The organism is Niabella sp. (genome assembly GCF_030150205.1).
Taxonomy (GTDB): Bacteria; Bacteroidota; Bacteroidia; order Chitinophagales; family Chitinophagaceae; genus Niabella.
Genome location: NZ_JASLGT010000022.1, coordinates 1 through 22,850, shown reverse-complemented (window position 1 = coordinate 22,850; position 22,850 = coordinate 1). Strand labels below are relative to the sequence as shown.

The window sequence follows — 22,850 nt, the reverse complement described above, 5'->3', positions numbered from 1 at the left end:
AAAAAAAATTGCCAGCAATGGCAAGTGGGATACGTTTGCTTATTCATAAACCAACGATAAAAAATGCGTATAAGAAAAATGGACGGGCCCGGTCACAGACGATGGGCGCCAACGGTTGTTTCCCGGGTACTCCCGGTGGTATGGATGTGGATGTTGCTGCTGGTGCATAGCTCCGGTAACGCACAAACGGTATCGGTGAAGGGGCGCAACCTGCTGCTGACCGAAGTGTTTTACAGCTTGCAAAAACAAAGTAATGCCGATTTTATTTACCGGGTAGAGGATGTGCGCGGGCTAAAAGTGGCTGAAGCGAATATCCAGGGGCTATCGCTCGAAGCGGCTTTAAAAGAGCTGCTCAGCGGGCTGCCGCTTACCTACCAGCTAAAGAACCGGATGGTGATCATTAAAAAGAAACCCGCCGGTGCCCCGCCGGCCGTCGCTCCCCCTGTAACCCCGGCCCAGAGCGGGATCAGCGGGCGGGTAACGGACTCCCTCCAAAAAGGCCTGCCCAATGTAACGGTACAGGTGCTGAATGGTGACGGAGGTTCTACGATGACCGATGCAGAGGGGCAGTTTCATCTGAGTGCCAAAAAGCTGCCAGCCACCATCCGGATATCAGCGGTGGGATACCTGGCACAGGAACTCCGGGTGGATGCGTCGCAGCCCCTGTCCATTATCCTGCAACTGGCAGAAACCGATATGGGAGAGGTGGTGGTGATGGCTTACGGTCAGAAGCAGACCCGGCAAAGCGTTACCGGTGCGGTATCCAGTATCCAGACAAAGGAACTGAAACAAAGCCCTGTGGCCAACCTTACCAATGCGCTGGCAGGGCGTTTACCGGGGTTGATCACCGTACAACGTTCCGGGCGCCCCGGTGATGATTACTCCCAGTTGTTTATACGGGGCATCAGCACCATCGGTGCTACCAACCCGCTGATCGTAATTGACGGCTTGCCCCGTGGCGATGCCAACCTGGGTCAGCTGGATGCCAATGAAATTGAATCCGTATCCATTCTTAAGGATGCTTCTTCAACGGCGCTTTATGGTATCCAGGGGGCTAATGGCATCATCCTGGTTACTACGAGGCGCGGGATCAATGGTCCGCCCAATATACAGGCCAATTTTCAATATGCCCTGCAGCAGCCCACCAATTTTCCGCGTTTCCTGAGTTCTTATGAAACGGGTAAACTGCAGAACGAAGCAGCCCGCAATGATGGCCTGCTGCCGGTATGGACGGAGCAGGAACTGGAATACTTCCGCACAGGGCTAAAGCCTTATGATTACCCAAACGTGGATTGGTATAAGGAGCTCATCCGCGACTGGTCGCCGCAAAAAACAGCCAATTTCAATATCAGCGGCGGATCGCCCTATGTAAAATATTTTGTATCGGGTTCTTACCTGCGGCAGGAACCCCTGTACAACCGGGCCAATGAAAATGCCTACGGGGTAAAATATAAATACGACCGTTTTAACTTCCGGTCAAATGTAGATATCACCCTGGATAAGCATACCGATCTGCAGGTAGACCTGGCTTCAAGACTGGAGAACCGTACCACGCCTTCTCAGGACCGGTCGAATTTTGAATTCTTCTGGGTGTTGTTGTCGCAAATGACCAACAATCTTACCCCGGTATTAAATCCCAATGGCAGCATCGCCTCCGGGAATATGCGGGAAGATTTTTCCAACCCTTATGGCATCTTAACCCACAACGGTTACCTGGATGCGTACTGGCATAGTACCAACGGAAGTGTGGCATTGTCGCGCAAGCTGGACTTTATCACTCCGGGTCTGAAAGTAAAGGGACTGTTTACTTTTGAGAACTACGGCGATATCAATTTTGCACTGGACCAGGGTTTTGATTCCTATCGCTATAAAAGCATCCCGGGAACAGGCACCGGCACCTATACCCAGCACCGCATTGCCACCAGTTTGCAACGGTCTGGTTATGCCAGCGGGCAGCGTTATTACTATTATGACCTGAAGCTGATGTACGACCGCGATTTCGGAAAACACAGCTGGAGCAGCCTGTTGCTGTTCAACCGCAATTACCGCTCACAGCTGGGCGATCTGCCCCGTGTGTACCAGGGCTATGTAGGCCGTGTGGCCTATAACTATGACAAAAAATATTACCTGGAATTTAATGCCGGCTACAACGGCTCAGAGAACTTTCCTCCCGGTAAACGGTATGGGTTTTTCCCAGCCCTGTCCGGCGCCTGGGTCATCAGCAATGAACCGTTCATGCATAGCGGCGGTGCCCTTAGTTTTTTGAAGATGCGTTTCTCCCATGGTTATGTGGGTAACGATATGGTGGGCAGCGGACGCTGGCTGTATATTTCTGATTATGCACGCGGTGGTGGCTTTACATTTGGCAATCCCGGCAGCGGCAACGATGGCTATGTAGAGAACCGGATCGGGAATACGGCCATCACCTGGGAAAAAGCAGCCAAGACCAACCTGGGCATTGAGACCGGCTTTTTTAAAGACCGGCTGAAGATCAATGCGGATCTGTTCCGGGAAATGCGTACCGACATTCTTACTTATGCGGGATCCATCCCTTCTTACCTGGGTATCACTGCTGCAGTGAACCGTAACCTGGGACGCATTGTAAACCGGGGCTTTGAAGTGGAAGCCAACCTGAATACGCGCATCGGTGGCCTGGGAGCATTTACAAAGCTCAATTACCAGTATGTAAAAAATAAGATACTGGAAATGGATGAGCCCAAACTGGCCTATTCCTACCAAAGTATTGTAGGGCTTCCCATCGGGTACGACCTGGGATATATTGCCGAAGGGCTCTTCAAAAGTCAGGACGAGATTGCCCATAGCCCGGTACAGAATTTTGCCCCGGTCATTCCAGGCGATATTAAGTATAAAGACATCGATGGCAATAATATTATCAACGAGGCAGACCGGGTAATGATCCCCATGCTCAATGTGCCCACCAGTTATTTTGGGGCCAGTTTCGGGGTTAATTATAAAGGCTTCGACATCAGTGTGCTGTTCCAGGGCGCGCTGGGCGGGCGGCAGATGTATTCTTCACAACTGACCTTTAATTACCGCGGTAGTTACCGCCCCATCCATCTCAATCGCTGGACGCCTGAGAATGCAGCCGATGCCACCTTCCCGGCCCTGCACCTGTCGGAAAGCAATATGGCCAATAACTTTATCAGCTCTACCTACTGGGTACGCAAAACGGATTATGTAAAACTAAAGAACCTGGAAGTGGGCTACCAGTTGCCCCGGCGCTGGCTGTATCATGTAGGCGTTAAAACGGCCCGGATCTACCTGAACGGATTGAACCTGATCTCCTGGGATAATGTAAAAGACCTGGGGATTGATCCGGAGTCCAATACCGGCGGCCGCTGGGGCTGGCAGCCGTATCCCATTATGCGCATCTATAATGCGGGCATTACCATCAACTTTTAATTCCTGGGTGAACCGATAACAATGAAATCGCGTATACGAAAATATTCATTCCGTTCGAAGATGAAAATGAATATAGCCTTATGCGTTCTAAACGTCTTCGGAATATCTGACCAAAAGCAATAAAAAATAAGCAGATGAAAATGACATTCGTAAAAACCATCTTTTTGTGTATGGTGTTGCTGCTGGGGAACGCCTGCAGCAAGAACTACCTGGATCGCAAACCCAGTGATCTGATCACGGGCAAAGAGGTATTCAGCAATATTGAAAACGCAGAGAAGTTTGTAAATGTGATCTACGACAACCTGCCCAATATTTTTAAACCCGCATCCCCGTGGATGCTGAGCAGTGCCACCGATGAAACCAACCAGGCGGCCGATAATTCGGTTTCCTATCCGGATGCCGGAAACTTTAATACCGGTGCCATGAGCCCGTCTAATTTTCCGCTGGCGGATCAGTGGAGCAGCTTTTACGCCAAGATACGGGCCTGCAATATCTTCCTGGGAAATTTTGAGCTGGTGCCGGAGGATGCCAATTATCCGGAACGCCGCAACCGGCTGCGCGGGGAAGCGCTGGCGTTGCGGGCGTTTTATTATTTTGAGCTGATGATCCGCTGGGGCGGTGTACCGCTGATCCTGAAAGAACAGAACCCGTTTGATAATCCTAACGATATTTTTTATAAACGCAATACGATCGATGAGGTGATGGCCAGTGTGCTTAAAGACCTGCAGGATGCCGAAAACCTGTTACCGCTTACCTATGCAGAACGGCCGGCCAACTGGGGCCGCGTTTCAAAAATGGTGGTGCTGGCCCTGCGCAGCCGGGCATTGTTGTTTTATGCCAGTCCGCTTTTTAATCCTGCCAACGACCGCAACCGCTGGGCACAGGCCGCGCAGGCAGGGAAGGTAGCGCTGGATTCGGCGCTCAACAATGGCTATACCCTGCACAGCAATTATGGGGAGATCTTTACGCAATACCTCAATAAAGAAGTGATCTGGAGCCGTCCGGCCCCGGGTGCTTACCGCGATGGTGGCATCGACCAGGAAATGAATCCCAGGGGTTCCAACGGCTATGGCAATATCAACCCGCTGCAGGAGTTGGTAGATGACTATGAAATGAAGCAAACCGGCTTGTCTGTCAAAGATGCGGCATCGGGATACAATCCGCAAAAGCCTTATGAGGGCCGCGATCCCCGCTTTTACGCCACCATCCTCTATCCGGGTGCTACCTGGAAGGGCCGTACCCTGGATCCGAACGGCGCCGATGTACCCCGGTCCGGACAAATCGCTTCCAACTACTGGCCCCGTAAATACCTGCTGGAATCGGTAAACCTGTTTACCAATACCGGCGCAGCCGATCGTAAATGGGTGCTGATGCGTACAGCAGAACTATACCTGAACTATGCAGAAGCGCTTAATGAATCCGGTGGTGCCGCTATGGAAAGCCGTAATGCGCTCAACGCGATACGCCGCAGGGCAGGGATGCCCGATTACGTGGGCAGTGCAACGGATGCGCTGCGCGAAGCCATCCGGCATGAGCGCAGGATTGAACTGGCATTGGAAGACCACCGGTTCTGGGATGTGCGCCGCTGGAAGATTGCGGAACTAACCGACAATAAAGAAGTACATGGAGTGGCGGTAAGCGGATCGGGAAATATTACCTATACCTACCCGGTACTTGAAAAGCGGGTATTTGATGCCAACAAAAACTATTGGCTGCCGATACCCCAGGCCGAGATCGACAAGGTAAGCGGACGTAACCCGGAATTTAAACAGAACCCCGGCTGGTAATACTTATTTGAACCAAAAACGATAGATATGAAACCGATTATAAAAGGCCTGGTGGTGCTGATGATCCTGATGGCCACCGCCTGTAAAAAAGACACAAGCTTTGAGCACAATGGCAATGCGCCCATTACCGTAGACCAGTTTACCCCGGCTTCCGGTGGTGCAGGAACGGAGGTGCTGCTTTATGGTACCAATTTCAGCAAGCATATAAATGAGGTGAGCGTAATGGTAAACGGTGTAAAGGCTTATGTGGAGGGTACGGTAGAAGACCGGATCCTGATCGTGATTCCGCGGAAGGCCGGCAGCGGAAAAATTGAAGTAACCATTAATGGCCGCTCCGTGACCAGTAAAACCGATTTTAATTACCTGCCTTCTTCGGTGGTTTCTACCCTGGCAGGTACCGGTACGGCCGGCTTTGCAGATGGAGCGGGCCGGCTGGCTTCGTTTAACTTTAGTGCGCGTTGCGGGCTGGATGTGGATGCAGACGGCAATCTTTTTGTAGCAGATCCTGGTAACCGGCGCGTGCGGAAGATTGCGCCGGATGGAACGGTTACCTCCATTGCGGGCAGTGGTAATTATGGATACAAAGAAGGTAAGGGAGACGAAGCCGAGTTCTACCTGCCGTTTGATGTAGTTACGGATCCAACCACGGGTAACCTGTATGTATCGGATCCGGAGGCCTGGACGGTACGCCGGATAACGCCCGATGGAACCACTTCGCGGGTATGCTGGGGCGAGGCCTGGGGGTTGGGTATTGATAAACGCAATGGGATGGTGTACTACGCCAATACTTCTTCCGGTACCATTGTACAGGTAACACCAGACGGTAGTACAAAGGATATAGCTACCGGGTTTAACTATCCCTCCGATGTAACGGTTGATCAGCAGGGGAACCTCTATGTGGTGGAACACGGCAAATCCGTGATCTGGAAACTAAAAGCCGATACCTGGGAACGAACGCTGATCGCCGGTCAGGCTGGGGTAACCGGCCTGGTAAATGGAACAGGTGCTGCTGCTAAATTTGATATGCCCTGGGCCATTACCGTAGATAAAAACGGTAACCTGTATATAGCGGGCAATGGTACCTGGGATGGATCGGGCAGTAACAGCAACCAATGCATCCGCCGTATTACAGCGGGTACCTGGGAGGTAAGTACCTATATCGGCGGCAGTACTGCGGGCTTTGCCGATGGTACGGGAAGCGCGGCCTTGTTTTATGCACCCACAGGGGTAACTGTTGATAAAAACGGCGTGGTATATGTGCTGGATCGCAATAACCAGCGGGTACGGAAGGTGATCACAGAATAAGGAGCGCGATGAAAAAAATGAAACGTTTATGGTTGATGGCCTGCATCCTGGGTGCAGGCCTGTTTTCAGGCAGCCGGGCAAATGGGCAATCTTATAAAGACTTTCCCTGGAAAGAGTTGCCTGTAAGAGGATTGATGCTGAACGTACCGCAACGGTCAGATGTAGCTATATTGTGCCGGTTTATAAAAGAAGCCTTGCCGAAGGAGGGGGTGAACACACTGGCCCTGCGCATTGAATGGTGGTACCAGTTTGAATCGCACCCGGAACTGGCTGCAGCCGGGGCATTGTCAAAAGCCGAAATGCAGCAGATCGCCCTGGCCTGTAAAGCGGCGCATATCCGGCTGGTGCCCATGATGAACCTGCTGGGGCACCAATCGGAACAAACGGAGCTGTTACCGCTGCTGGCAAAGTATCCGCAGTTTGATGAATCGCCGGACCTGGATCCACCCATACCCTGGAAGTATGGAAACTGGTACGACTTTTATCATAAGAGTCTTTGCCCCGCACATCCGGATCTGTTGAAGGTGCTTTTTCCGCTGATGGATGAACTGATTGAAGTATGTGGCGCTACGGATTTTCACGCAGGGCTGGATGAAGCCTGGATCATCGGTTATGAAAAATGTCCGCGCTGTGGCGGCCGGGATAAGGCCGAGATCCTTGCTGAATATATCCGGAAATTACATGCCCGCCTGCAGGAAAAAAAATGCCGCATGTGGATGTGGAGCGATCGCCTGATCGATGGCAAAACCACCAACCTGCTGGGCTGGCAGGCCAGTATGAACAATACCCACCGGGCCATTGACATGATTCCGAAAGACATCCTGATCACCGATTGGAAATATGAGAATGCACCGCCCACACCCGCTTATTTTGCCGTTAAAGGTTTTGATGTGCTGGCAAGTGCCTGCGCGGATACGGCTTCGGCACTCGCCCAGTTGGAACAGGTATACGCCGCGCGTAAAGACGGTACCCGGGCGGAATTTGCGCAAACGCTTGCAGGGCGTATGCAGGGGGTACTCGAAACCACGTGGATCAGTACCGGGGAATTTATCCGTGCCTATTATGGCAGGCAGCCGTATTCCGCAGGCGCCGCCGCCAATATCGCAACGTTTAAAAACCTGTTCCGGGCCATTCGTCAAACGGGCAGGTAGTGATCCGTTTTTGGCAGGGGGCCGGTCCCATGTGCCGGCCGGCTATGCACCGGGGCTCGTCTTATTGCAGCCATACCGGCTGTGTAAAAGCACCGTTGGCGGCTACATCCCATACTTCCACGCGTACCCATTTCCGGTTATCAAGTTGTACCGGCCAGCGGAAGGTTTGTTTGCCAAAGGGCAGGGTATGGTTTAACGAAACAGGAGTGCGAAAAACCTGTTTCCCATCTCCTGAAACGATTTCCGCGTGCCGCAGCGGGAAGGTCCAGCGAAGCTGGATGGTAATCATTGCCTTGCCCGATGCTGCCGGTTTTAATGTGTCACCGGCTTCCTTTCCGCTAATATTAAAAGCCGGGATGAGTACTTCACCAGTGGATACGAAAAAGCGACCATTGCGCAATACATCCAGCACCGGCTGCCAGCCCGCATCATACCGGGGAAGTTTTTTTAGTTGGAGATAATTAACATTCAGATGCGCATACATCTCGTTTTGCCGGGTGATGGTAAAAATGTCCGACTCGCCCAGCACGTATTTTTTCAATCCCCAGTTGGCCATGTCATCCATAAGATGCAGTACCCGTTTGCTAAGGGTTGCCCATGAAAGATCGGCGGGTATTGCCTTCCACGCTGCGCCCAGGTAAGTGTCTGATTTAAAAAAGGCTGCTTCACGGTATTGATCCGGATAACCTGTGGATGCTTTTGTACGGGCATGGGCTACCCAGGCAAGGCCCTGCTCCTGCTCCAGGAGCCGGAGCATTTCTTCTTTGCTGCCCACATGGTATACGGTGCCATATAACGGATCCTTGGAAAGAAAAGGTGTACCTGTTTTTTTCGACATGACCCAGTACACCGGTTTGGGAAATAATGCCAGCCAATGACCACCGTAGAAATTATTGACCTCTTCACCTGGAAGCAGCAGGAAACCGGTATCTGAAAGCCGCTTTGTTTGTGTAAACAATGCATGCAGTTCCTTCAACCGGACGGAATCCGGCCCTTTGGGGTGACCTACTCCATGAAATTCGGCCAGCTTTACAATATCGATCCCTGAGCCTTTCAATACTGTTTTAAATTCAGGCTCTTCCGGAACGGGATTTCCGCTCAAAGCCACCTGTGTAATGAACTCGTTATGAAAATGACTGGCCATTGTTTTATAGCCGGGCAGTGCAACAAAATGATCATTGTTCGTAAACTGCTTTACAGCATCCAACGTAGCTGCGGGGCGGTCTGCGCTTACCAGACAAAAAAAGTTGAGCCGCTGAGCAGTACCGGGCGGTGCATTAAACCAGGGCACGTAGCGCCGGTCGCCCGGCGGATCCTGCCGGATGCCGATCCCGAAACCCCGAACCATGTTTAAATAGTTGCGGCCCTGCCAGGTGAATTTTAAATTAAAGGCTTCATCAAGCGGATAAAAATATTGATGCGGTGCAGGGAATACGGCACAACTACCCTTACCCGTGTAACCAATAATGGTCCGGTATTTTACTTCCATGTTTTGCGCGGTGTCCTGCAGACCAGTATCCTGGTATTGCATCCGGTCATTTACGTCGGCCCAGGCAATGGCCTTCCAGGTATCCTTTTTATGAACCAGCCCCGCGTCATATAAAATGGCGGTTGAATCCTTTGCCGTGGAAAGCACGGCAGCAATATTAAACAACGGACTTCCATTGTAAATAGTGATCTCTAAATGGCCGGAAAAGGAAGCCGTTTTCAGTGTCCCGATCTTTACAATGGTCCGCGATCCATCGCTGGATACCGAACCATTGCCGTTGCTGAAGGCCACCAGGTTCGTGGTATATGGCCGGGCCGGCACTTTATCAAAAAAAACATCCCAGCCGCCGCTGGAAGGGCTCAGTGTTCTCGTGCCTTCCCGCAGGATAAATACAGGGTCCAGCTCCTTCACCACTTCTGTAAATGTGTTCGCCTTAGCTACCTGTATGCTGTGGAAGAGGGGACGTGCAGCGTCGCGGGACAGGATCATTTTTACTGTACCGGATTTTCCCGCCGGCCACTGAACGATAATATGACTGTTGTTGGTATGCACCCGCGCACCGTTTTTTTTAAGACCGCTCAGATCAATGGCGGGTTGCGCTCCCAGTGCAAGCGTATAAAAGAGCAGCACCAGGAGTATGGTTTTATGTAAGGCTTGTTGCATGATTTTATGAGCTATGTTCATGATGACAAATGCTTCATCCGCATCGTTATGAACCACAAAGTTACCATAAAGAAAATACCTGGGAGCCTGCAATATGGATGTGCCGCAAAAGCCATGGGTACATAGCATCAGTGGGTATTATGGGCCGTTGACCATGCATTATAAAGCGGAAGGTGTTTTACAATACGTTGGTGGCCGTGGCCTGGAGGATTGACGACAGGGGAGAAATATGGGCATCTGCCGGTTATTGCCAACTGCACCGCTTATTGAAGCCATCTGCCGGTAAGCTGCCGATTGTAATAAAGAAGCCGTATTCAAACATCACCCTGGTATATTCTCCGAAGGAAGTTGTGATGTTTGAATACGGCCGCTGATGGATGCGCCGCTTACCGGAAGCCATTATTATCTGTCGTTATCTATAGCTATGCGTTGGAACAGCATCCGGATGATTCATTGTAATGCTACAACAGGCCGGGGAAGCACACTGGAATCTTGCGTTTTTTATTCTAATGAAGCAGCCCGCTTTACCCGGAAATAGCCTTCAATCTTAGCAGGCGACCAGGTAGTACCGGTACCGGTAACAACATACTTCCCGGCCCGTTCCAGGTAAAAGCTACCGATAATATATTCCCCCGGTTCTTCGGTATACCGGGTAAAATCAATACCTCCCGGACTGGGTAAAACGGCATTGCTCGTCACAAGAAATTGCTGATAGCCCGTATTGCCCGGCGGCTGGTAAAGGAACCAGGGCAGGGTTTCGCCCCAATTGATATGACCGACCGGATACCCGGTCCATTTGATACTAAAAGCGGCATTGCCCGGTCCGTTATTGTCTGAAGATACAACCGCTGCGTCTAGGGTATGAATGCCCTGCGCGGTGATAACGCCCAGCGGACAGGTGCCATATAACCAGGGACCGTTATCAATACGGAGCGCTACACCATCGGGACCGATGTAAATATTCGATACCAGCATATACTGCCCGGTACCGGAACCTTTTAATGTAGCGGAAACGGCTACCGGGTTGCGCGCGGGTATACTGGCGGGAGCCGTGTATACGGCTTCTGAGCCATCCGGACTTAGCGTGCCTGCTCCGCCCAGTTTCCATTCCTTTACATAGGCTGCGGTTACATCGCGCTGCGGGCCAATAGGCCGGGGCGCACCGGAAACAGGAGGAATCATGTCGTCATCCGACAGGTTATTGTACACATGCAGGTTCAATGTTTGACCCGGGTTTACGGCGCCGGATGCAGGAGAAAGCTTAAATGCCTGGAATAAGCTCCAGTCGCTGAAATGGGTGGTGCTAACAGATAGTGTTTTTGCTGCTGCATCTTTCACAGCGCCCTGTCCCCACCAGATGCCTTTTTCATCCTGGTAGGCAATACCAACGGCTTCCGGCGCGGTGCCTTCATAAACGAGCGTATCGTAAGAAAACGATAGCGTAACCGGCTTTGAAAATTGAGTACCATGCGGCAGCAGGCGATAGGCCGCACCGGTACCGGCAATATTGGTATTGGTGATCCGCTGGATACTGAACACCTTATCTGAAGTAACGGCTCCTGCGGGTATGGTAATGCGCAGCTCGTTGTCTGCAGACTGAAGAGTTCCACCGGAAGGCCCGATCGTGGCGGTTACGGCTGTTTCCAGCACTGTTCCTACCGGAGTGATCTGCCCGCTGTTGTTACCCGCTTCGGGTGTATAAGGATCTTCGTCTCCGGAGTTCAGGGGTGTCTTTTTACAGGACACTGCAATAAGGAGTATAAAACCCAGCAGCAGCAATAAGATCCGGAGACGTTCGGAAAAATGAATTCTTTTCATTGATTGTGATTTATAAAAACAGGAATTCGTGCAATAGCGGTTTTTGTTAACCTTAGTTACGGCGATCAGGTTTTGAGAATTTTAAAATGAAACGATCACAGCAGGTATGGAACGAAGCCCAACCTGAAACGTTGAACTTTAAACCTGAAACCAACGTAAACAAATGATCAAAATTTCAGCAGGAAGGAGAGCGGGTCAGTAGTACCGTTCATTTTAAGACGGATCACCCTGGTGCCATTGGGCTCTGTTCCCGGCTCGTAGGTGTATTGTGTTGTTTTGGTGATCTCTTTATCGGTCAGATCCCGGTTTTCCGTGGTTTGCCCGTTTTTGGTTTGCTTATAATGCGCCGAATATGCATGGGTGATCAGCGTTTTATTCGCTTCGTTGATTTCTACCGTTCCTTTGGTAAACGACTGGTGATAGGTGGCAATGCCACCCGCTACTGTTTTGGAAGTAAAGTATTGTTCATAAGTGCCGTTGGCATTAAATTTAAATGCAATAGCCAATTCAAAACCGTCGCCGATATATTCCATTGGGTTTTGATTCCAGTACTCTGTAGTGGAAAAGTTGCCATACATCCACCCGCCCTGTAATGCAGCTGGAACAGGTGTTTTGGGCCCATCTCCATAGGCGTCGGGGGTATTGGTTTTGTCTTTTTCGCAAGCGCCCAGTAAACTCGAAAACGTCATGAGCGTAAATAAAAGCATTTTATACATGATAGATTGTTTTAGAACACAAAACTATTCCGGCTTTAAAAAGCGCAGATTGCTGTTTGCTCTGAATTGATGATTTAGTGTAATGAATTGCTGTGAGCGCTTTTCCTGCCGCGTGTATAATATTGTAACACCGCTGCATCAATCACCAGGGGCTTCAGTCCTTTGGGCGTGTTAGGTCTGCGTTCAAATCAGCGAAGATCTGCGGGGCGTAAATGGCAGCGGATCCGGAATGTTGCGCTGTGTTTTTCCCGGTTATACAAAAACGACCGGTTTAAAAGGACCGGCATCCATTAAATGTAAAACGCTTCAACAGCTGTATGAGCTGTTGTTTCAAGTCTTTATCATCTGCATAAATAATCTGGAAATCGCTGATGCCGGCAACCGTAGTTGAGTGTGCAGCATCTTTATGTCTTAAGTAAATGACTGGCTTACCTTTGGCCTTTGCATAGCCGGCTTCAACACCAATACCGATGGCCTTGTCCGAAGTTTCGGCAATAAGCAGGTCGCTATGTTCAATGTCCTTCATAGCCTGGACCATCATTGCGCGTTCCTGGGAGGCGTCAAATGTATAGTGATCGACAAATACAAAGGGTGTAACCCCGGAGCTGGCCAGCGCTTCAACAATGGCTGCTAAAGCCTGCGTATACAGCGGGCGATTGTGAAAGCTGACGGAAATATATGCGGTCCTCATGGCATCAAAAGATTAGTTCTTAAAAAAAGGCGTCCGGTTCATGGTTATAAGTGACGCAATATCCTGTGTCAACCCCTGTACAAAGAGTGGCGGTATCAAAAGGCTTTCACTAATGACACCCTATGCTTTCGTCACCTTGAGCGCAGGGCAGCGAAGTCGAAAGGTCTCCCGGTCTTCGGGCCGCCCGGTATTACAGGGATGCTTCGGCTACGCCTCAACACGACGATAGTATGATTGTTCTTCTATACGTAACGTAGTCTGCCATTGGCAGTGGCGATGACACCCTATGCTTTCGTCACCTTGAGCGCAGGGCAGCGAAGTCGAAAGGTCTCCCGGTCTTCGGGCTGCCCGGTATTACAGGGGGATGCTTCGGCTGCGCCTCAACATGATGATCGTATGATTATTCTTCAATGACCCATAACGGATAAAAAAGCACGCGCTCCATCATCAGCTTTAATAATACAGTACGATAATACGCTGCCTTACCCCGTCCACTCCTTCAACAATTTTTCAAATGCTTCTTTTAATGTGGCAAGCTCCTGTTCCACCACCTGCAGGCGCGCTTCGATCTGACTGTTAGCAGATGCCGCTGATGGGGCGCTGGCCGATTCTGTGGCGTAGAACTCCATCACATTCTCCTGCGCAAACAAGTGCATAAAACGCGCTTCTTTTTGGCCGGGTTGACGGGAAAGCTGCCGTATATAGGGCGTAGCGGCCGTTGATAATTTTTCCAGTACTGACTGTACTTCAGCCAGGTCATCAAACTCATACAACCGGCCGGAGCTGCTATTAATTTCACCGGGCGTAAGCGGCCCCCTCAGGAAGAGCAGGCATAATACCGCCAGTTCATCTGGTGTAAACTGGTAATTGAGCGCAATGGTATGCCGGTATTTAATAACCCGGCTGCTGCCCCCGGTAACGGTTGCCGCCAGGTTTTTCCGCTTTAACCGGTCCAGGATAAGGGTAACGGTTTGTTCATCATAATTCACCACCGGGTAACGCGCCGTTTTCTGGTTGCAGGCGGCGGTAAGCCCGTTCAGGGTCATAGGGTAATACTCCGGCGTTGCCTTTGATTTTTCCATCAGGGCACCCAGCACCCGGATCTCTTCACTATCCAGTACCGGCAAAGATTTCGATTCAGTTAATTCGTTGCTCATAGGGGTAAAAATACGATAACACCGGCCAGTTTCCGAACAATTGATGCAAAATGTTGTGCTGCTATTGTTGAAAATGCTGCTGCCAATGGGACTCCCGGTTCCGGGTCCTGAAAGTCCCGTTTTTTTGTAACCTTTTGATGCGGTGCTGACTCTAATAGGGTAACAGCAAAAAATCAAGAAATGGAAACAACAAATGCAGTACAGTCATTAAAGCATGTCTTCGGATTGTTACGACTTACATTCGGTATCGTTCCTATTGTAGCAGGCCTCGATAAGTTTACCAATGTGCTTACGAACTGGGAGCACTATATCAACCCGTTCCTGGCGCAATTGTTGCCGATGTCGGCTCCTGCCTTTATGAAGATCGTAGGCGTTATAGAAATTGCAGCAGGCATTATCGTATTCCGCAAGGCAGCGGTAGGCGGGTATATTGTTGCCGCCTGGCTTACAGCAATAGCCGTAACTTTACTGGTAGGATTTTATTATCCTGATGTGGCCGTGCGGGACCTGGTAATGGCAATTGGTGCTTTTTCTATGGCGAAGATGGCCGGAGTTTTTTCACAAAGCAAACCATAATATGACTTCATTTGAGCGGTTTACCGATATAGAAATTATCAGGCGGATTTTAGACAGGGATACGGCATTTTACGAAATCCTGATCCGCCGATACAATCCCTTCCTGTATAAAATCGGGCGATCGTATAATTACAATCATGAAGATACACAGGATCTGATGCAGGACACATTTGTTGATGCGTATAAAAACTTAGGACAGTTTGAAGGGCGATCGGATTTTAAGACCTGGCTGATCCGGATCATGCTCAATAATTGCTACCGGAAAAAAACAAAATCCGGCTTTAAAAATGAAATCGCCATGGATATAAATGATAATGCCGCACCCCTGTTTGCAGGTTCTGATAATGAAACGGGACGCGTCGTTCAGAACCGGGAACTGGGAAAGATCATTGAAGATGCGCTCAGTAATATACCGTTCGACTACCGGATGGTGTTTTCACTGCGTGAAATAAACGGATTGAGCGTGTCTGAAACCAGCGATTTGCTGGCCATCAGTGAGGCCAACGTAAAAGTGCGGCTGAACCGGGCAAAGGCAATGCTTCGGAACGAAATGGAGAAGCAATACGCCCCGTCTGAAATCTTTGAGTTTAACCTGGTATACTGCAATGCCATCGTGGAACGGGTTATGAAAACAATCAACACACTTTAATGGAACCATATATAATAAAGGAACCTGTGAACCGGGAACCGGAAGCCTTTAGCACGGATACACCGCTTCGCCCGGATGCTTTTGAGCAAAGCGATGCTGAAAAGATCAGCGAAATTGAATATCATTTCTCCCGGATCCTGCAAGCCCTTGGGTTAGATCTTAAGGATGACAGCCTTAGCGCAACGCCAGCCCGGGTGGCAAAAATGTTTGTGAAAGAACTCTTCAGTGGTTTGAACCCGGCTAATAAACCCGGTATCAGTCTTTTTGAAAATAAATACGGGTATACCCGTATGCTGATCGAAAAAGATATTACCCTGTATTCCTGTTGCGAGCATCATTTTGTACCGATCATTGGAAAAGTACATGTAGCCTATATTCCCGGCGCCCAGGTGATCGGTCTTTCCAAGATCAACCGCCTGGTACAATACTATGCCAAACGGCCCCAGGTGCAGGAGCGGCTCACCATCCAGATCGCCGACGGATTAAAAGCGGCATTGGGGCACGAGGATGTGGCTGTGGTGGTGGAGGCGGATCATTTATGCGTGGCGGCAAGGGGGATCCGCGATACCCAAAGCAATACCGTTACCGCAAGTTATTCCGGAAAATTTCAAAATGAAAATACCCGGGCGGAGTTCCTGGCATTTATCCGCAATAAATAAATCCTTACTTATTAAACTCCGGATAAGGAAATCCTTTACCGGTTTCGCAAAGAAATTTCAGGCTCCTGAAAAAAAGCGCCCAATCATAACTGCAGGAAGCAAATTCCGGTGTATAGTCCTTCCACCCGTCGTGGTGAAAGAGCAGCACCGTTCCTTTGACGTGTGGCTGCAATTCAAAATTAAGGGTAGTGCCAATCCAGTCTTCATACCCTTTTAAGCAACGCCATTGCACACTGGTAAAAGGCATGAGGGCTTCTACCTTCATTTCTTTAAAATAGCTGGGCCCAAATACAAACCGCGATACACTTCCGGTTTGGGGAATAGCCTCTGTGTCCGGTGTCCACCAGCCGGCCAGTCCTTCCTGGGTTGTTAATGCTTCATAAACTTTTTCCGGCGGAGCCTCAATGAGTAACCGGTGATAGATACTTTTCATTATTGACAGGTATTGTTGAAATACAAAGATAGGATCGGGAAACGGCAGCTGCCGGGTGTAAATCAGACCTTCTGCCCGGGCAATCCGGACATTTTTGATATGTACACCGGCTTTAAAGGGTGACAAATAAAAATAAAAATTTGAGTAGTTAAATGACTACATGTATATTTGTAGTCAAATAGCTACATAATGAATTTAAGACGCGATGTTTTCCAGGCTATAGCCGACCCTACAAGAAGGGCCATCCTGCTGCTGGTAGCGGCACAATCCATGACGGCCGGTGCTATCGCCGCCAATTTTGATACGGCGCGGCCTACCGTATCTAAACACCTGCAGATCCTTACCGAGTGTGAGCTGTTGCAACAGGAACAAACAGGCCGGGAAATTTATTACCATTTTAATGCAAAAAAAATGAAAGAAGTATCCGACTTTATTGAGCCGTTCCGCAAAATGTGGGACGACCGGTTTAACAAACTGGAAGACGTAATGAAAAAATACAAATCAAAAAAATAAACAGTATGGAACGGAAAACAAAAATCAATGCCGGAGAAGGCCGGCAGGACCTGGTGATTACGCGGGAGTTTGACCTGCCGGTAGATCTGTTGTTCAGGGCTTATGCCGAACCCGAAATTGTGGAACAGTGGATGGGCACAAAAGTATTAAAGCTGGAAAACAAGCAACACGGCGGGTACCAGTTTGAAACCAGTAATGCAGAAGGAAACGTAGTATTCCGTGCAAACGGCTCTATCCATGAATTTGTACCCGGAAAAAAGATCACCCGCACCTTTGAAATGGAAAATGCGCCCTTTGGCATCCAGCTGGAGTTTTTGGAATTTGAACCCCTGTCCGAAGATACCAGCCGGTTGATCATGCAGGTAGTATACCGGTCTGAAAAGCACCGGGCCGAGCAATTGAAACTGCCTTTTTCCTATGGCATCAACATGGCACATGACCGCCTGGAGCAAATCGCAGGTAAGTTAAAATAATAGTGCGGTTTGTACGGATACCGCACCCATACACAGTAAACCACCGTTATGAAAAAAAGAGACAAGATTATTTATTGGATCGCTACGGCCTGGCTGGCCCTGGGCATGCTGTCTACCGGCATTGTACAGCTGATGCAGACCAAAGAAGAAACCACCCTGATGGCGCACCTGGGGTACCCGGCGTACCTGCTTACCTTGCTGGCTATCTGGAAAATACTGGGGGTAATAGCCGTGCTTATACCAAAATTCCCGTTATTAAAAGAATGGGCATATGCCGGCTTCTTTTTTGCTATGACGGGTGCCATTTTTTCGCACCTGGTTTTGGGCGATCGTGGTAAAGACCTTTTTGGCCCATCCTTATTACTCGTGCTTACCATGGTATCCTGGTATTTCCGGCCGGCAAGCCGGAAAATCAGTAAGCCTGCTTAACTTTATGGTAACGGATCAAAAAATAGTATATGAACCCGAAAACCGATTTCTATTTTGATAAAGGAAAATGGCAGGAGGAAATAAAGCTCCTGCGAAAGATCGTGCTGGATTGCGGCCTTACCGAAGAGCTGAAATGGGGCTGCCCCTGTTATGTATTTGAGGGACGCAATATTGTGCTGATCCATGTGTTTAAAGAATATTGTGCCTTGCTGCTTTTCAAAGGCGCCCTGTTGCAGGACCCCGCGGGCATTCTGATCCAGCAAACGGAAAATGTACAGTCGGCCCGCCAGATCCGCTTTACAAACATAAAGGAGATAAAACAGCAGACCGCTCAGATAAAAACCTATATTTATGAGGCCATAGAAGTAGAACGGGCGGGTTTAAAAGTACCCTTGAAAAAGACAAAGGATTATGCGGTGCCGGAAGAGTTTCAGCAAAAGCTGGATGCGTTACCGGCGCTGAAGAAGGCCTTTGCCGCGCTGACACCCGGCCGGCAACGCGCCTACCTGTTTTATTTTTCGCAGGCTAAACAATCCAAAACCCGGGCGGCACGGGTGGAAAAATATATACCGAATATCCTGGAAGGAAAAGGGCCGGAGGATTAACCGGGCCTGAAGCACTCCATGTGTGCCTGATTTTTCTCCTCAAAATTTATCTCATAATGCTTACAGACATTCACCCGAAATTACCCATGCGCGATAAGACAATTACAAAAGCATTTTATATCGATCAATTGGGCTTTCAGCAGGTGGGAAATGATTATGAAGGATACCTGATGGTTGGCAAGGACCGCATCCAGCTGCATTTTTTTGAATTCAGGGAGCTGGACTCCAAACAGAATTACGGCCAGGTATATATCCGCACTAATGATATTGATCAGTTGTACCAGTTGCTGCTGGACCGTTCCGTGGCCATACATCCGGCCGGGCATTTGCAACTAAAGCCCTGGGGACAAAAAGAATTTACACTACTGGATCCTGATAATAACCTGCTGACCTTTGGACAGGCGGTTTAACCCCCGGGGTGAACAAACAAAACCTTTAAACAACAGGATATGAAGGCTACAAAAAAGCAGTTGCCCGCATCGCAGGCTACAACATTACTGGAACTATTAAAAGCCCGTTTTGAAAAAAACAAAAACCGGCATAAGGATATTGAATGGGCTGCGGTACAGGCAAGGCTGCAGGCCAGCCCCGAAAAACTCTGGTCGCTGGAGGAAATGGAACGCACCGGGGGCGAACCGGATGTAGTGGAATATAATAAAAAGGAGGATGTCTATCTTTTTGCAGATTGTGCTGCCGAAAGTCCTAAAGGGCGACGAAGCCTTTGTTTTGATGGCGATGCACTGGCATCGCGGAAGGAACATAAACCGGCAGACAGTGCAATGGAAATGGCAAAGGCGATGGGTATAGAATTATTAACAGAGGAGCAATACCGCCGGTTGCAGCAGCTGGGTCCCTTTGATTTAAAAACCTCCAGCTGGATACAAACGCCCGCGGCTATAAGAAAGCGGGGCGGGGCGCTTTTTTGCGACCGGCGTTATGATCATGTATTTACCTATCATAACGGGGCAGAGTCGTATTACGCGGCACGGGGATTCCGGGGAGCGCTGTGGGTATAATTGGTATGGGCATACTAATGTCGTTTACTTAAAAGGGATTCCGCAAAGGCCACGCAAGGAATACGCAAAGGGGATTTTTCAAGATTCAGGTTCCCATTGCGACCGTTGCGGATACGTTGCGTCCATCGCGTTAAATCGAACCACAGCTTAGTCCTATTCAAAAATATCTTAGAGACGGCATGCAACCAGCGTAACTTGTCACGCCCTGTCATGGCAAGCTGCGCTGATTATCAGCGGCCTTAATTTAAAAAAAAATCAAAAATCGTTTGACGCTTAACAGCATCTGCGGCCATCATAACAATCGCTTAAGGAAACGGCAAGGATTGGCATACAGCTATTCCTTGCTTTTAATAGAGCACCCTGGTTTTAATGGTGTGCTCTATTTTTTTTAATTCTTTCAGCAATTGCTTATCGTAGTTCTTATCAATGTCAATAATGGTATAACCCGCAATGGCATTGGTCATCAGGAACTGTGCGCTGATGTTGATCTGGTGCCGCGCCAGCAGCAGGTTTACCTGTGCCAGAACGCCCGGTACATTTTTATGAATATGAATGATGCGGTGGGTATTATTTACTGCCGGCAGCTGTAGCCGGGGAAAATTAGCGCTGTCGCTGATAGCGCCTTTATTCATAAAATCGATCATGCGCTGTGCCGGTTGCCCGTTGGTTTTCGCACTGCCAAATACCACGATACCCATTTCGGTACAAAGCTCCAGCGGAATGCCGGTTTTTATCCTTCCGCTAACACCGATCGCTTTTAAGCGGGTAGCCTTTTTTAACTTTTTAGGGTCCAGTACTACATCCGGGCTTATCAGCAGCATGCTGGCTTGTTGCAGGGCTTTTTCATCAGCGTCTTTTTCGTATACCAGGGTAAACCCTTCCTGTTCCAGGGGCAGCCGGTCCTTTTCGGCCACCGCGCCCATCACCAGGCAATGGATCCGGTTTTTGGGGTAGGAGATAGCGCCCGGCAATTTATTCAGGTAAAGAAACTCGTCAAAGCTGGGGGTTACATGGTCGGCTTTAGCCGTTACGCTTTTGCGCGAAATATTTTCGGTATAGGCAAAGAATTTTTTTATCAGCCCGCTTTCGCGCAGTTGAAAATCGGAATAGCCATCGCCAATACCATAAAGCTCGCCCTGTAAATTCAGGTCGCGGATCAGGATCACTTTTCCGCCTTCCTTGCTTAATGGATTTTGATCATCGTAGCCAATGATCTTCCCCGCGGCATCAAATACAAAGGTGTTGGCGTAAACATTTTCTTTTTTGATATGGAATTTTTTTACCACCGGTGTAATAAATTCCTTAAAGCCCCCGGAAACAATCAGTACATCGTCCGCATGTTTTTTAAAGAACGCCGCGTTGCGGGAAAAGGATCGGGATACCTTTTTTTTCAGGTGCACCACCAGTTTTTTCAGGTGCGATTTATCGGCCTCCAGCAGTTTTACACGTGCCGCCAGGCTATCTGAGAAAGACATGGTACCATTCATGGCCTGGTTGGTAAAATCCTCTATCTTTTTATAAACGGCTTCCCGTTTGGGGTTGTCTTTTAAAGAGATCCGTACCAGTTCATCCAGGGCTTCTACCTGCGTAAACGTGCTGTCAAAATCGATGATGTAGTAATGCTTTTGTTTCATTTCCTTGTCAATGTCAATCCTTGGGTATTGGCGGTGCAAAAGTAGGGCCTATTAACAGGAGACGGCATTTTAGGAACCGGTTTTTTTCCGGTTGCCGGCTGGGGCCGGGGCGGGAGAAAAGGAGCTTTGTTGTATACCCCGAAGCCCGAAAACGTTGTAGGAACTTTTTCGGAGGGTATTTTATTTGTATGTACATTTATACAAATGTTCGTTTGCCTGCGCAAACGCTTGTTGTCTGAAGATTTTTAAACCCTAAAACTAAAAAACGATGAAAAAACGATCCACGCATGGCCTCGTAGCCATTGCCTGTGCCTGTGTACTGGCCCTGCCTCAATGTAAAAAAGCCGCCCAGGCGGTATCTGAACCGGCTGCAGGCACCCAGGCCCGCGCAGCCACTTCCCTGTTATTCAACGGTGCCGCCTCCCAGGGCTCAGCCAATGTATGGAAAGACATTAACATTGAGGGCTCCGGTGCGGTTACCACCATCAATGATGAAACCAGCACCCTTTGCTGGAAATTTTTAAAGCCCTCCGGCAGCCATCGTACAGAAGGGCATGGCGCCAAGAACTACCAGGCCCAGGACGGGGATGAGATCTACATCGGCTGGACGAGCAAGCTGTACATGCCCTCCACCTTACAAACCGATGCGGTATTCCAGTGGAAATCCTATCCCACGGGCACCACCGCCAACCATCCCATTATGCTGCGCACCAAAAACGGCAACCTGGAGCTGCAGTATTTCGACATTAACCATACCGCTTCGGTACCCTGGTCTACAACCCTGGCCACCAGCAGCTGGTTAAAATTTGTGCTGCGCATGAAGCTTTCCTACAGTGCCACTACCGGCTATATAGAGCTGTGGTACAACGGCACCAAGCAAACCTTCTCCAACGGCAGCCAGCGGTATTATTGCCGCACGATGGATGCCACTTACTGCGATCCCAAATGGGGCGTGTATGGCGGGGATGAAGCCCAGGTTACCAATATTGTAAAAGGCATCCGCATTGGCACCAGCTATGCAGATGTGGTGCAGTAGCGGAAAACATGTAGGCATTCCCGGTAAATTGAATGATATGCAAAATGTTCCTGCGTGATGGCAGGAACATTTTTGTATTTTGTAGCAGCAGACCAAACTGTTGTTTTAAGAAAAGCTTCTTTTTATGGGATTGGATGGCGTGGAATTTCTAAATCGCTGGGTGACCTGGGCGACATTTAGGACAGTGGCTACGCTCGCTGTCCTCCCCGTCCTATATGTCCCCTGAATAACAGAATGCACTATTTTCCCCTGGTCAGCAGCTCTATATAGTCATCGATTTCCTGTTCGGTTACAGCGTCAAATACTTCTCCAAATTGTGCGAATTTATATCCCAGCGCCCCCAGGATGCGATAAAGCGTAGAACCTCTGATATCTGTTTTAGCATTGATGGCATCAGAGATTGTACCTTTACGAACTCCGCTGCTGCTTGAAATTTTACCATAGCTATCATCTGCACCTGGAAAAGGGGAACCACCCGGCGCACGGTTTATACCAATTAGACATTAAATTTATATTTAAAGGTTTTTAGGTAGAATTCATTTCCGCAGATTGATTTTGTAATGATTGTAGTAATGTTGTTAACGACTTGCGTTAGCCTTTGTTGTAAGTCTTCAATGTTATTGTAGG

General features: G+C 49.3%; 22 protein-coding genes. 15 read left to right on the top strand and 7 right to left on the bottom strand.

Annotated elements, in window-relative coordinates:
• Window positions 1-63: 63 nt before the first annotated feature.
• The 4 genes from Q1V85_RS16655 to Q1V85_RS16640 all read left to right on the top strand — a co-directional run bounded on the left by Q1V85_RS16655 (window position 64) and on the right by Q1V85_RS16640 (window position 7,666).
• Window positions 64-3,423, top strand: a complete 3,360-nt coding sequence (locus Q1V85_RS16655; protein ID WP_300601641.1) for a TonB-dependent receptor — start codon at window positions 64-66, stop codon at window positions 3,421-3,423.
• A 134-nt stretch (window positions 3,424-3,557) separates the two neighbouring features.
• On the top strand, window positions 3,558-5,210 hold the full coding sequence (locus Q1V85_RS16650; RefSeq protein ID WP_300601640.1) for a RagB/SusD family nutrient uptake outer membrane protein: 1,653 nt from the start codon (window positions 3,558-3,560) through the stop codon (window positions 5,208-5,210).
• 27 nt (window positions 5,211-5,237) lie between these two features.
• A complete protein-coding gene (locus Q1V85_RS16645) occupies window positions 5,238-6,515 on the top strand; it encodes an IPT/TIG domain-containing protein (RefSeq protein WP_300601639.1) in 1,278 nt (425 codons plus the stop codon).
• A gap of 17 nt (window positions 6,516-6,532) precedes the next feature.
• Entirely contained in the window at window positions 6,533-7,666 is a 1,134-nt protein-coding gene (locus Q1V85_RS16640) for a family 20 glycosylhydrolase (RefSeq protein WP_300601638.1), read from the top strand.
• A 61-nt stretch (window positions 7,667-7,727) separates the two neighbouring features.
• Here Q1V85_RS16640 and Q1V85_RS16635 read toward each other — a convergent pair whose 3' ends face one another.
• The 5 genes from Q1V85_RS16635 to Q1V85_RS16615 all read right to left on the bottom strand — a co-directional run bounded on the left by Q1V85_RS16635 (window position 7,728) and on the right by Q1V85_RS16615 (window position 14,200).
• On the bottom strand, window positions 7,728-9,818 hold the full coding sequence (locus Q1V85_RS16635) for a hypothetical protein (RefSeq protein ID WP_300601637.1): 2,091 nt from the start codon (window positions 9,816-9,818) through the stop codon (window positions 7,728-7,730).
• A 501-nt stretch (window positions 9,819-10,319) separates the two neighbouring features.
• On the bottom strand, window positions 10,320-11,636 hold the full coding sequence (locus tag Q1V85_RS16630; protein WP_300601636.1) for a hypothetical protein: 1,317 nt from the start codon (window positions 11,634-11,636) through the stop codon (window positions 10,320-10,322).
• Between the two features lie 167 nt (window positions 11,637-11,803).
• Entirely contained in the window at window positions 11,804-12,352 is a 549-nt protein-coding gene (locus Q1V85_RS16625) for a hypothetical protein (protein WP_300601635.1), read from the bottom strand.
• A 271-nt stretch (window positions 12,353-12,623) separates the two neighbouring features.
• Window positions 12,624-13,043, bottom strand: a complete 420-nt coding sequence (locus Q1V85_RS16620; protein WP_300601634.1) for a nucleoside 2-deoxyribosyltransferase — start codon at window positions 13,041-13,043, stop codon at window positions 12,624-12,626.
• 482 nt (window positions 13,044-13,525) lie between these two features.
• Window positions 13,526-14,200, bottom strand: a complete 675-nt coding sequence (locus tag Q1V85_RS16615) for a YceH family protein (protein ID WP_300601633.1) — start codon at window positions 14,198-14,200, stop codon at window positions 13,526-13,528.
• 180 nt (window positions 14,201-14,380) lie between these two features.
• Between Q1V85_RS16615 and Q1V85_RS16610 the strand changes: the two genes are divergently transcribed.
• The 3 genes from Q1V85_RS16610 to folE are packed head-to-tail and all read left to right on the top strand — an operon-like array spanning window position 14,381 to window position 16,084.
• The gene (locus Q1V85_RS16610; protein ID WP_300601632.1) at window positions 14,381-14,776 is read left to right on the top strand and encodes a hypothetical protein; all 396 of its coding nucleotides are present in this window, start codon (window positions 14,381-14,383) and stop codon (window positions 14,774-14,776) included.
• Between the two features lies 1 nt (window position 14,777).
• Window positions 14,778-15,425 (top strand): sigma-70 family RNA polymerase sigma factor, encoded by a 648-nt coding sequence (locus Q1V85_RS16605; protein ID WP_300601631.1) that lies wholly within the window; start codon window positions 14,778-14,780, stop codon window positions 15,423-15,425.
• Entirely contained in the window at window positions 15,425-16,084 is a 660-nt protein-coding gene (gene folE, locus Q1V85_RS16600) for a GTP cyclohydrolase I FolE (protein ID WP_300601630.1), read from the top strand. The genes Q1V85_RS16605 and folE overlap by 1 nt, the downstream gene beginning before the upstream one ends.
• A 4-nt stretch (window positions 16,085-16,088) precedes the next feature.
• Here the strand turns inward: folE and Q1V85_RS16595 are convergent, their stop codons facing one another.
• Window positions 16,089-16,643 (bottom strand): SRPBCC domain-containing protein, encoded by a 555-nt coding sequence (locus tag Q1V85_RS16595; protein WP_300601629.1) that lies wholly within the window; start codon window positions 16,641-16,643, stop codon window positions 16,089-16,091.
• Window positions 16,644-16,706: 63 nt separating this feature from the next.
• On the opposite strand from Q1V85_RS16595, the gene Q1V85_RS16590 reads away from it, so the two are divergent.
• From Q1V85_RS16590 to Q1V85_RS16565, 6 genes are read left to right on the top strand one after another with little or no spacing between them, the layout of a single operon-like run.
• The gene (locus Q1V85_RS16590; protein ID WP_300601628.1) at window positions 16,707-17,030 is read left to right on the top strand and encodes a metalloregulator ArsR/SmtB family transcription factor; all 324 of its coding nucleotides are present in this window, start codon (window positions 16,707-16,709) and stop codon (window positions 17,028-17,030) included.
• A gap of 5 nt (window positions 17,031-17,035) precedes the next feature.
• The gene (locus Q1V85_RS16585; protein ID WP_300601627.1) at window positions 17,036-17,503 is read left to right on the top strand and encodes an SRPBCC domain-containing protein; all 468 of its coding nucleotides are present in this window, start codon (window positions 17,036-17,038) and stop codon (window positions 17,501-17,503) included.
• Between the two features lie 48 nt (window positions 17,504-17,551).
• Window positions 17,552-17,932 carry a DoxX family protein gene (locus tag Q1V85_RS16580; RefSeq protein ID WP_300601626.1) on the top strand — a complete coding sequence of 127 codons (381 nt, stop codon included), beginning with the start codon at window positions 17,552-17,554 and terminating at the stop codon, window positions 17,930-17,932.
• A 29-nt stretch (window positions 17,933-17,961) separates the two neighbouring features.
• Window positions 17,962-18,537 carry a YdeI family protein gene (locus tag Q1V85_RS16575; protein ID WP_300601625.1) on the top strand — a complete coding sequence of 192 codons (576 nt, stop codon included), beginning with the start codon at window positions 17,962-17,964 and terminating at the stop codon, window positions 18,535-18,537.
• Window positions 18,538-18,593: 56 nt separating this feature from the next.
• Window positions 18,594-18,947, top strand: coding sequence for a VOC family protein (locus tag Q1V85_RS16570; protein WP_300601624.1), 354 nt, complete (start codon window positions 18,594-18,596; stop codon window positions 18,945-18,947).
• A 39-nt stretch (window positions 18,948-18,986) separates the two neighbouring features.
• On the top strand, window positions 18,987-19,553 hold the full coding sequence (locus Q1V85_RS16565) for a DUF4256 domain-containing protein (RefSeq protein ID WP_300601622.1): 567 nt from the start codon (window positions 18,987-18,989) through the stop codon (window positions 19,551-19,553).
• A gap of 347 nt (window positions 19,554-19,900) precedes the next feature.
• Here Q1V85_RS16565 and Q1V85_RS16560 read toward each other — a convergent pair whose 3' ends face one another.
• On the bottom strand, window positions 19,901-21,187 hold the full coding sequence (locus Q1V85_RS16560; RefSeq protein ID WP_300601621.1) for an HAD-IB family phosphatase: 1,287 nt from the start codon (window positions 21,185-21,187) through the stop codon (window positions 19,901-19,903).
• A gap of 268 nt (window positions 21,188-21,455) precedes the next feature.
• Here Q1V85_RS16560 and Q1V85_RS16555 point away from each other — a divergent pair, with 268 nt between their 5' ends.
• Both Q1V85_RS16555 and Q1V85_RS16550 read left to right on the top strand, forming a co-directional pair.
• Window positions 21,456-22,223 (top strand): heparin lyase I family protein, encoded by a 768-nt coding sequence (locus tag Q1V85_RS16555; protein WP_300601619.1) that lies wholly within the window; start codon window positions 21,456-21,458, stop codon window positions 22,221-22,223.
• A gap of 57 nt (window positions 22,224-22,280) precedes the next feature.
• Entirely contained in the window at window positions 22,281-22,403 is a 123-nt protein-coding gene (locus Q1V85_RS16550; RefSeq protein ID WP_300601618.1) for a hypothetical protein, read from the top strand.
• The last annotated feature ends 447 nt before the right edge of the window (window positions 22,404-22,850 follow it).

Bases quoted from the DNA above. Each gene is read 5' to 3' on its own strand.
- Q1V85_RS16655 (WP_300601641.1), top strand. From the start codon at position 64: ATGCGTATAAGAAAAATGGACGGGCCCGGTCACAGACGATGGGCGCCA.
- Q1V85_RS16650 (WP_300601640.1), top strand. From the start codon at position 3,558: ATGAAAATGACATTCGTAAAAACCATCTTTTTGTGTATGGTGTTGCTG.
- Q1V85_RS16645 (WP_300601639.1), top strand. From the start codon at position 5,238: ATGAAACCGATTATAAAAGGCCTGGTGGTGCTGATGATCCTGATGGCC.
- Q1V85_RS16640 (WP_300601638.1), top strand. From the start codon at position 6,533: ATGAAACGTTTATGGTTGATGGCCTGCATCCTGGGTGCAGGCCTGTTT.
- Q1V85_RS16635 (WP_300601637.1), bottom strand. From the start codon at position 9,818: ATGCAACAAGCCTTACATAAAACCATACTCCTGGTGCTGCTCTTTTAT.
- Q1V85_RS16630 (WP_300601636.1), bottom strand. From the start codon at position 11,636: ATGAAAAGAATTCATTTTTCCGAACGTCTCCGGATCTTATTGCTGCTG.
- Q1V85_RS16625 (WP_300601635.1), bottom strand. From the start codon at position 12,352: ATGTATAAAATGCTTTTATTTACGCTCATGACGTTTTCGAGTTTACTG.
- Q1V85_RS16620 (WP_300601634.1), bottom strand. From the start codon at position 13,043: ATGAGGACCGCATATATTTCCGTCAGCTTTCACAATCGCCCGCTGTAT.
- Q1V85_RS16615 (WP_300601633.1), bottom strand. From the start codon at position 14,200: ATGAGCAACGAATTAACTGAATCGAAATCTTTGCCGGTACTGGATAGT.
- Q1V85_RS16610 (WP_300601632.1), top strand. From the start codon at position 14,381: ATGGAAACAACAAATGCAGTACAGTCATTAAAGCATGTCTTCGGATTG.
- Q1V85_RS16605 (WP_300601631.1), top strand. From the start codon at position 14,778: ATGACTTCATTTGAGCGGTTTACCGATATAGAAATTATCAGGCGGATT.
- folE (WP_300601630.1), top strand. From the start codon at position 15,425: ATGGAACCATATATAATAAAGGAACCTGTGAACCGGGAACCGGAAGCC.
- Q1V85_RS16590 (WP_300601628.1), top strand. From the start codon at position 16,707: ATGAATTTAAGACGCGATGTTTTCCAGGCTATAGCCGACCCTACAAGA.
- Q1V85_RS16585 (WP_300601627.1), top strand. From the start codon at position 17,036: ATGGAACGGAAAACAAAAATCAATGCCGGAGAAGGCCGGCAGGACCTG.
- Q1V85_RS16580 (WP_300601626.1), top strand. From the start codon at position 17,552: ATGAAAAAAAGAGACAAGATTATTTATTGGATCGCTACGGCCTGGCTG.
- Q1V85_RS16575 (WP_300601625.1), top strand. From the start codon at position 17,962: ATGAACCCGAAAACCGATTTCTATTTTGATAAAGGAAAATGGCAGGAG.
- Q1V85_RS16570 (WP_300601624.1), top strand. From the start codon at position 18,594: ATGCTTACAGACATTCACCCGAAATTACCCATGCGCGATAAGACAATT.
- Q1V85_RS16565 (WP_300601622.1), top strand. From the start codon at position 18,987: ATGAAGGCTACAAAAAAGCAGTTGCCCGCATCGCAGGCTACAACATTA.
- Q1V85_RS16560 (WP_300601621.1), bottom strand. From the start codon at position 21,187: ATGAAACAAAAGCATTACTACATCATCGATTTTGACAGCACGTTTACG.
- Q1V85_RS16555 (WP_300601619.1), top strand. From the start codon at position 21,456: ATGAAAAAACGATCCACGCATGGCCTCGTAGCCATTGCCTGTGCCTGT.
- Q1V85_RS16550 (WP_300601618.1), top strand. From the start codon at position 22,281: ATGGCAGGAACATTTTTGTATTTTGTAGCAGCAGACCAAACTGTTGTT.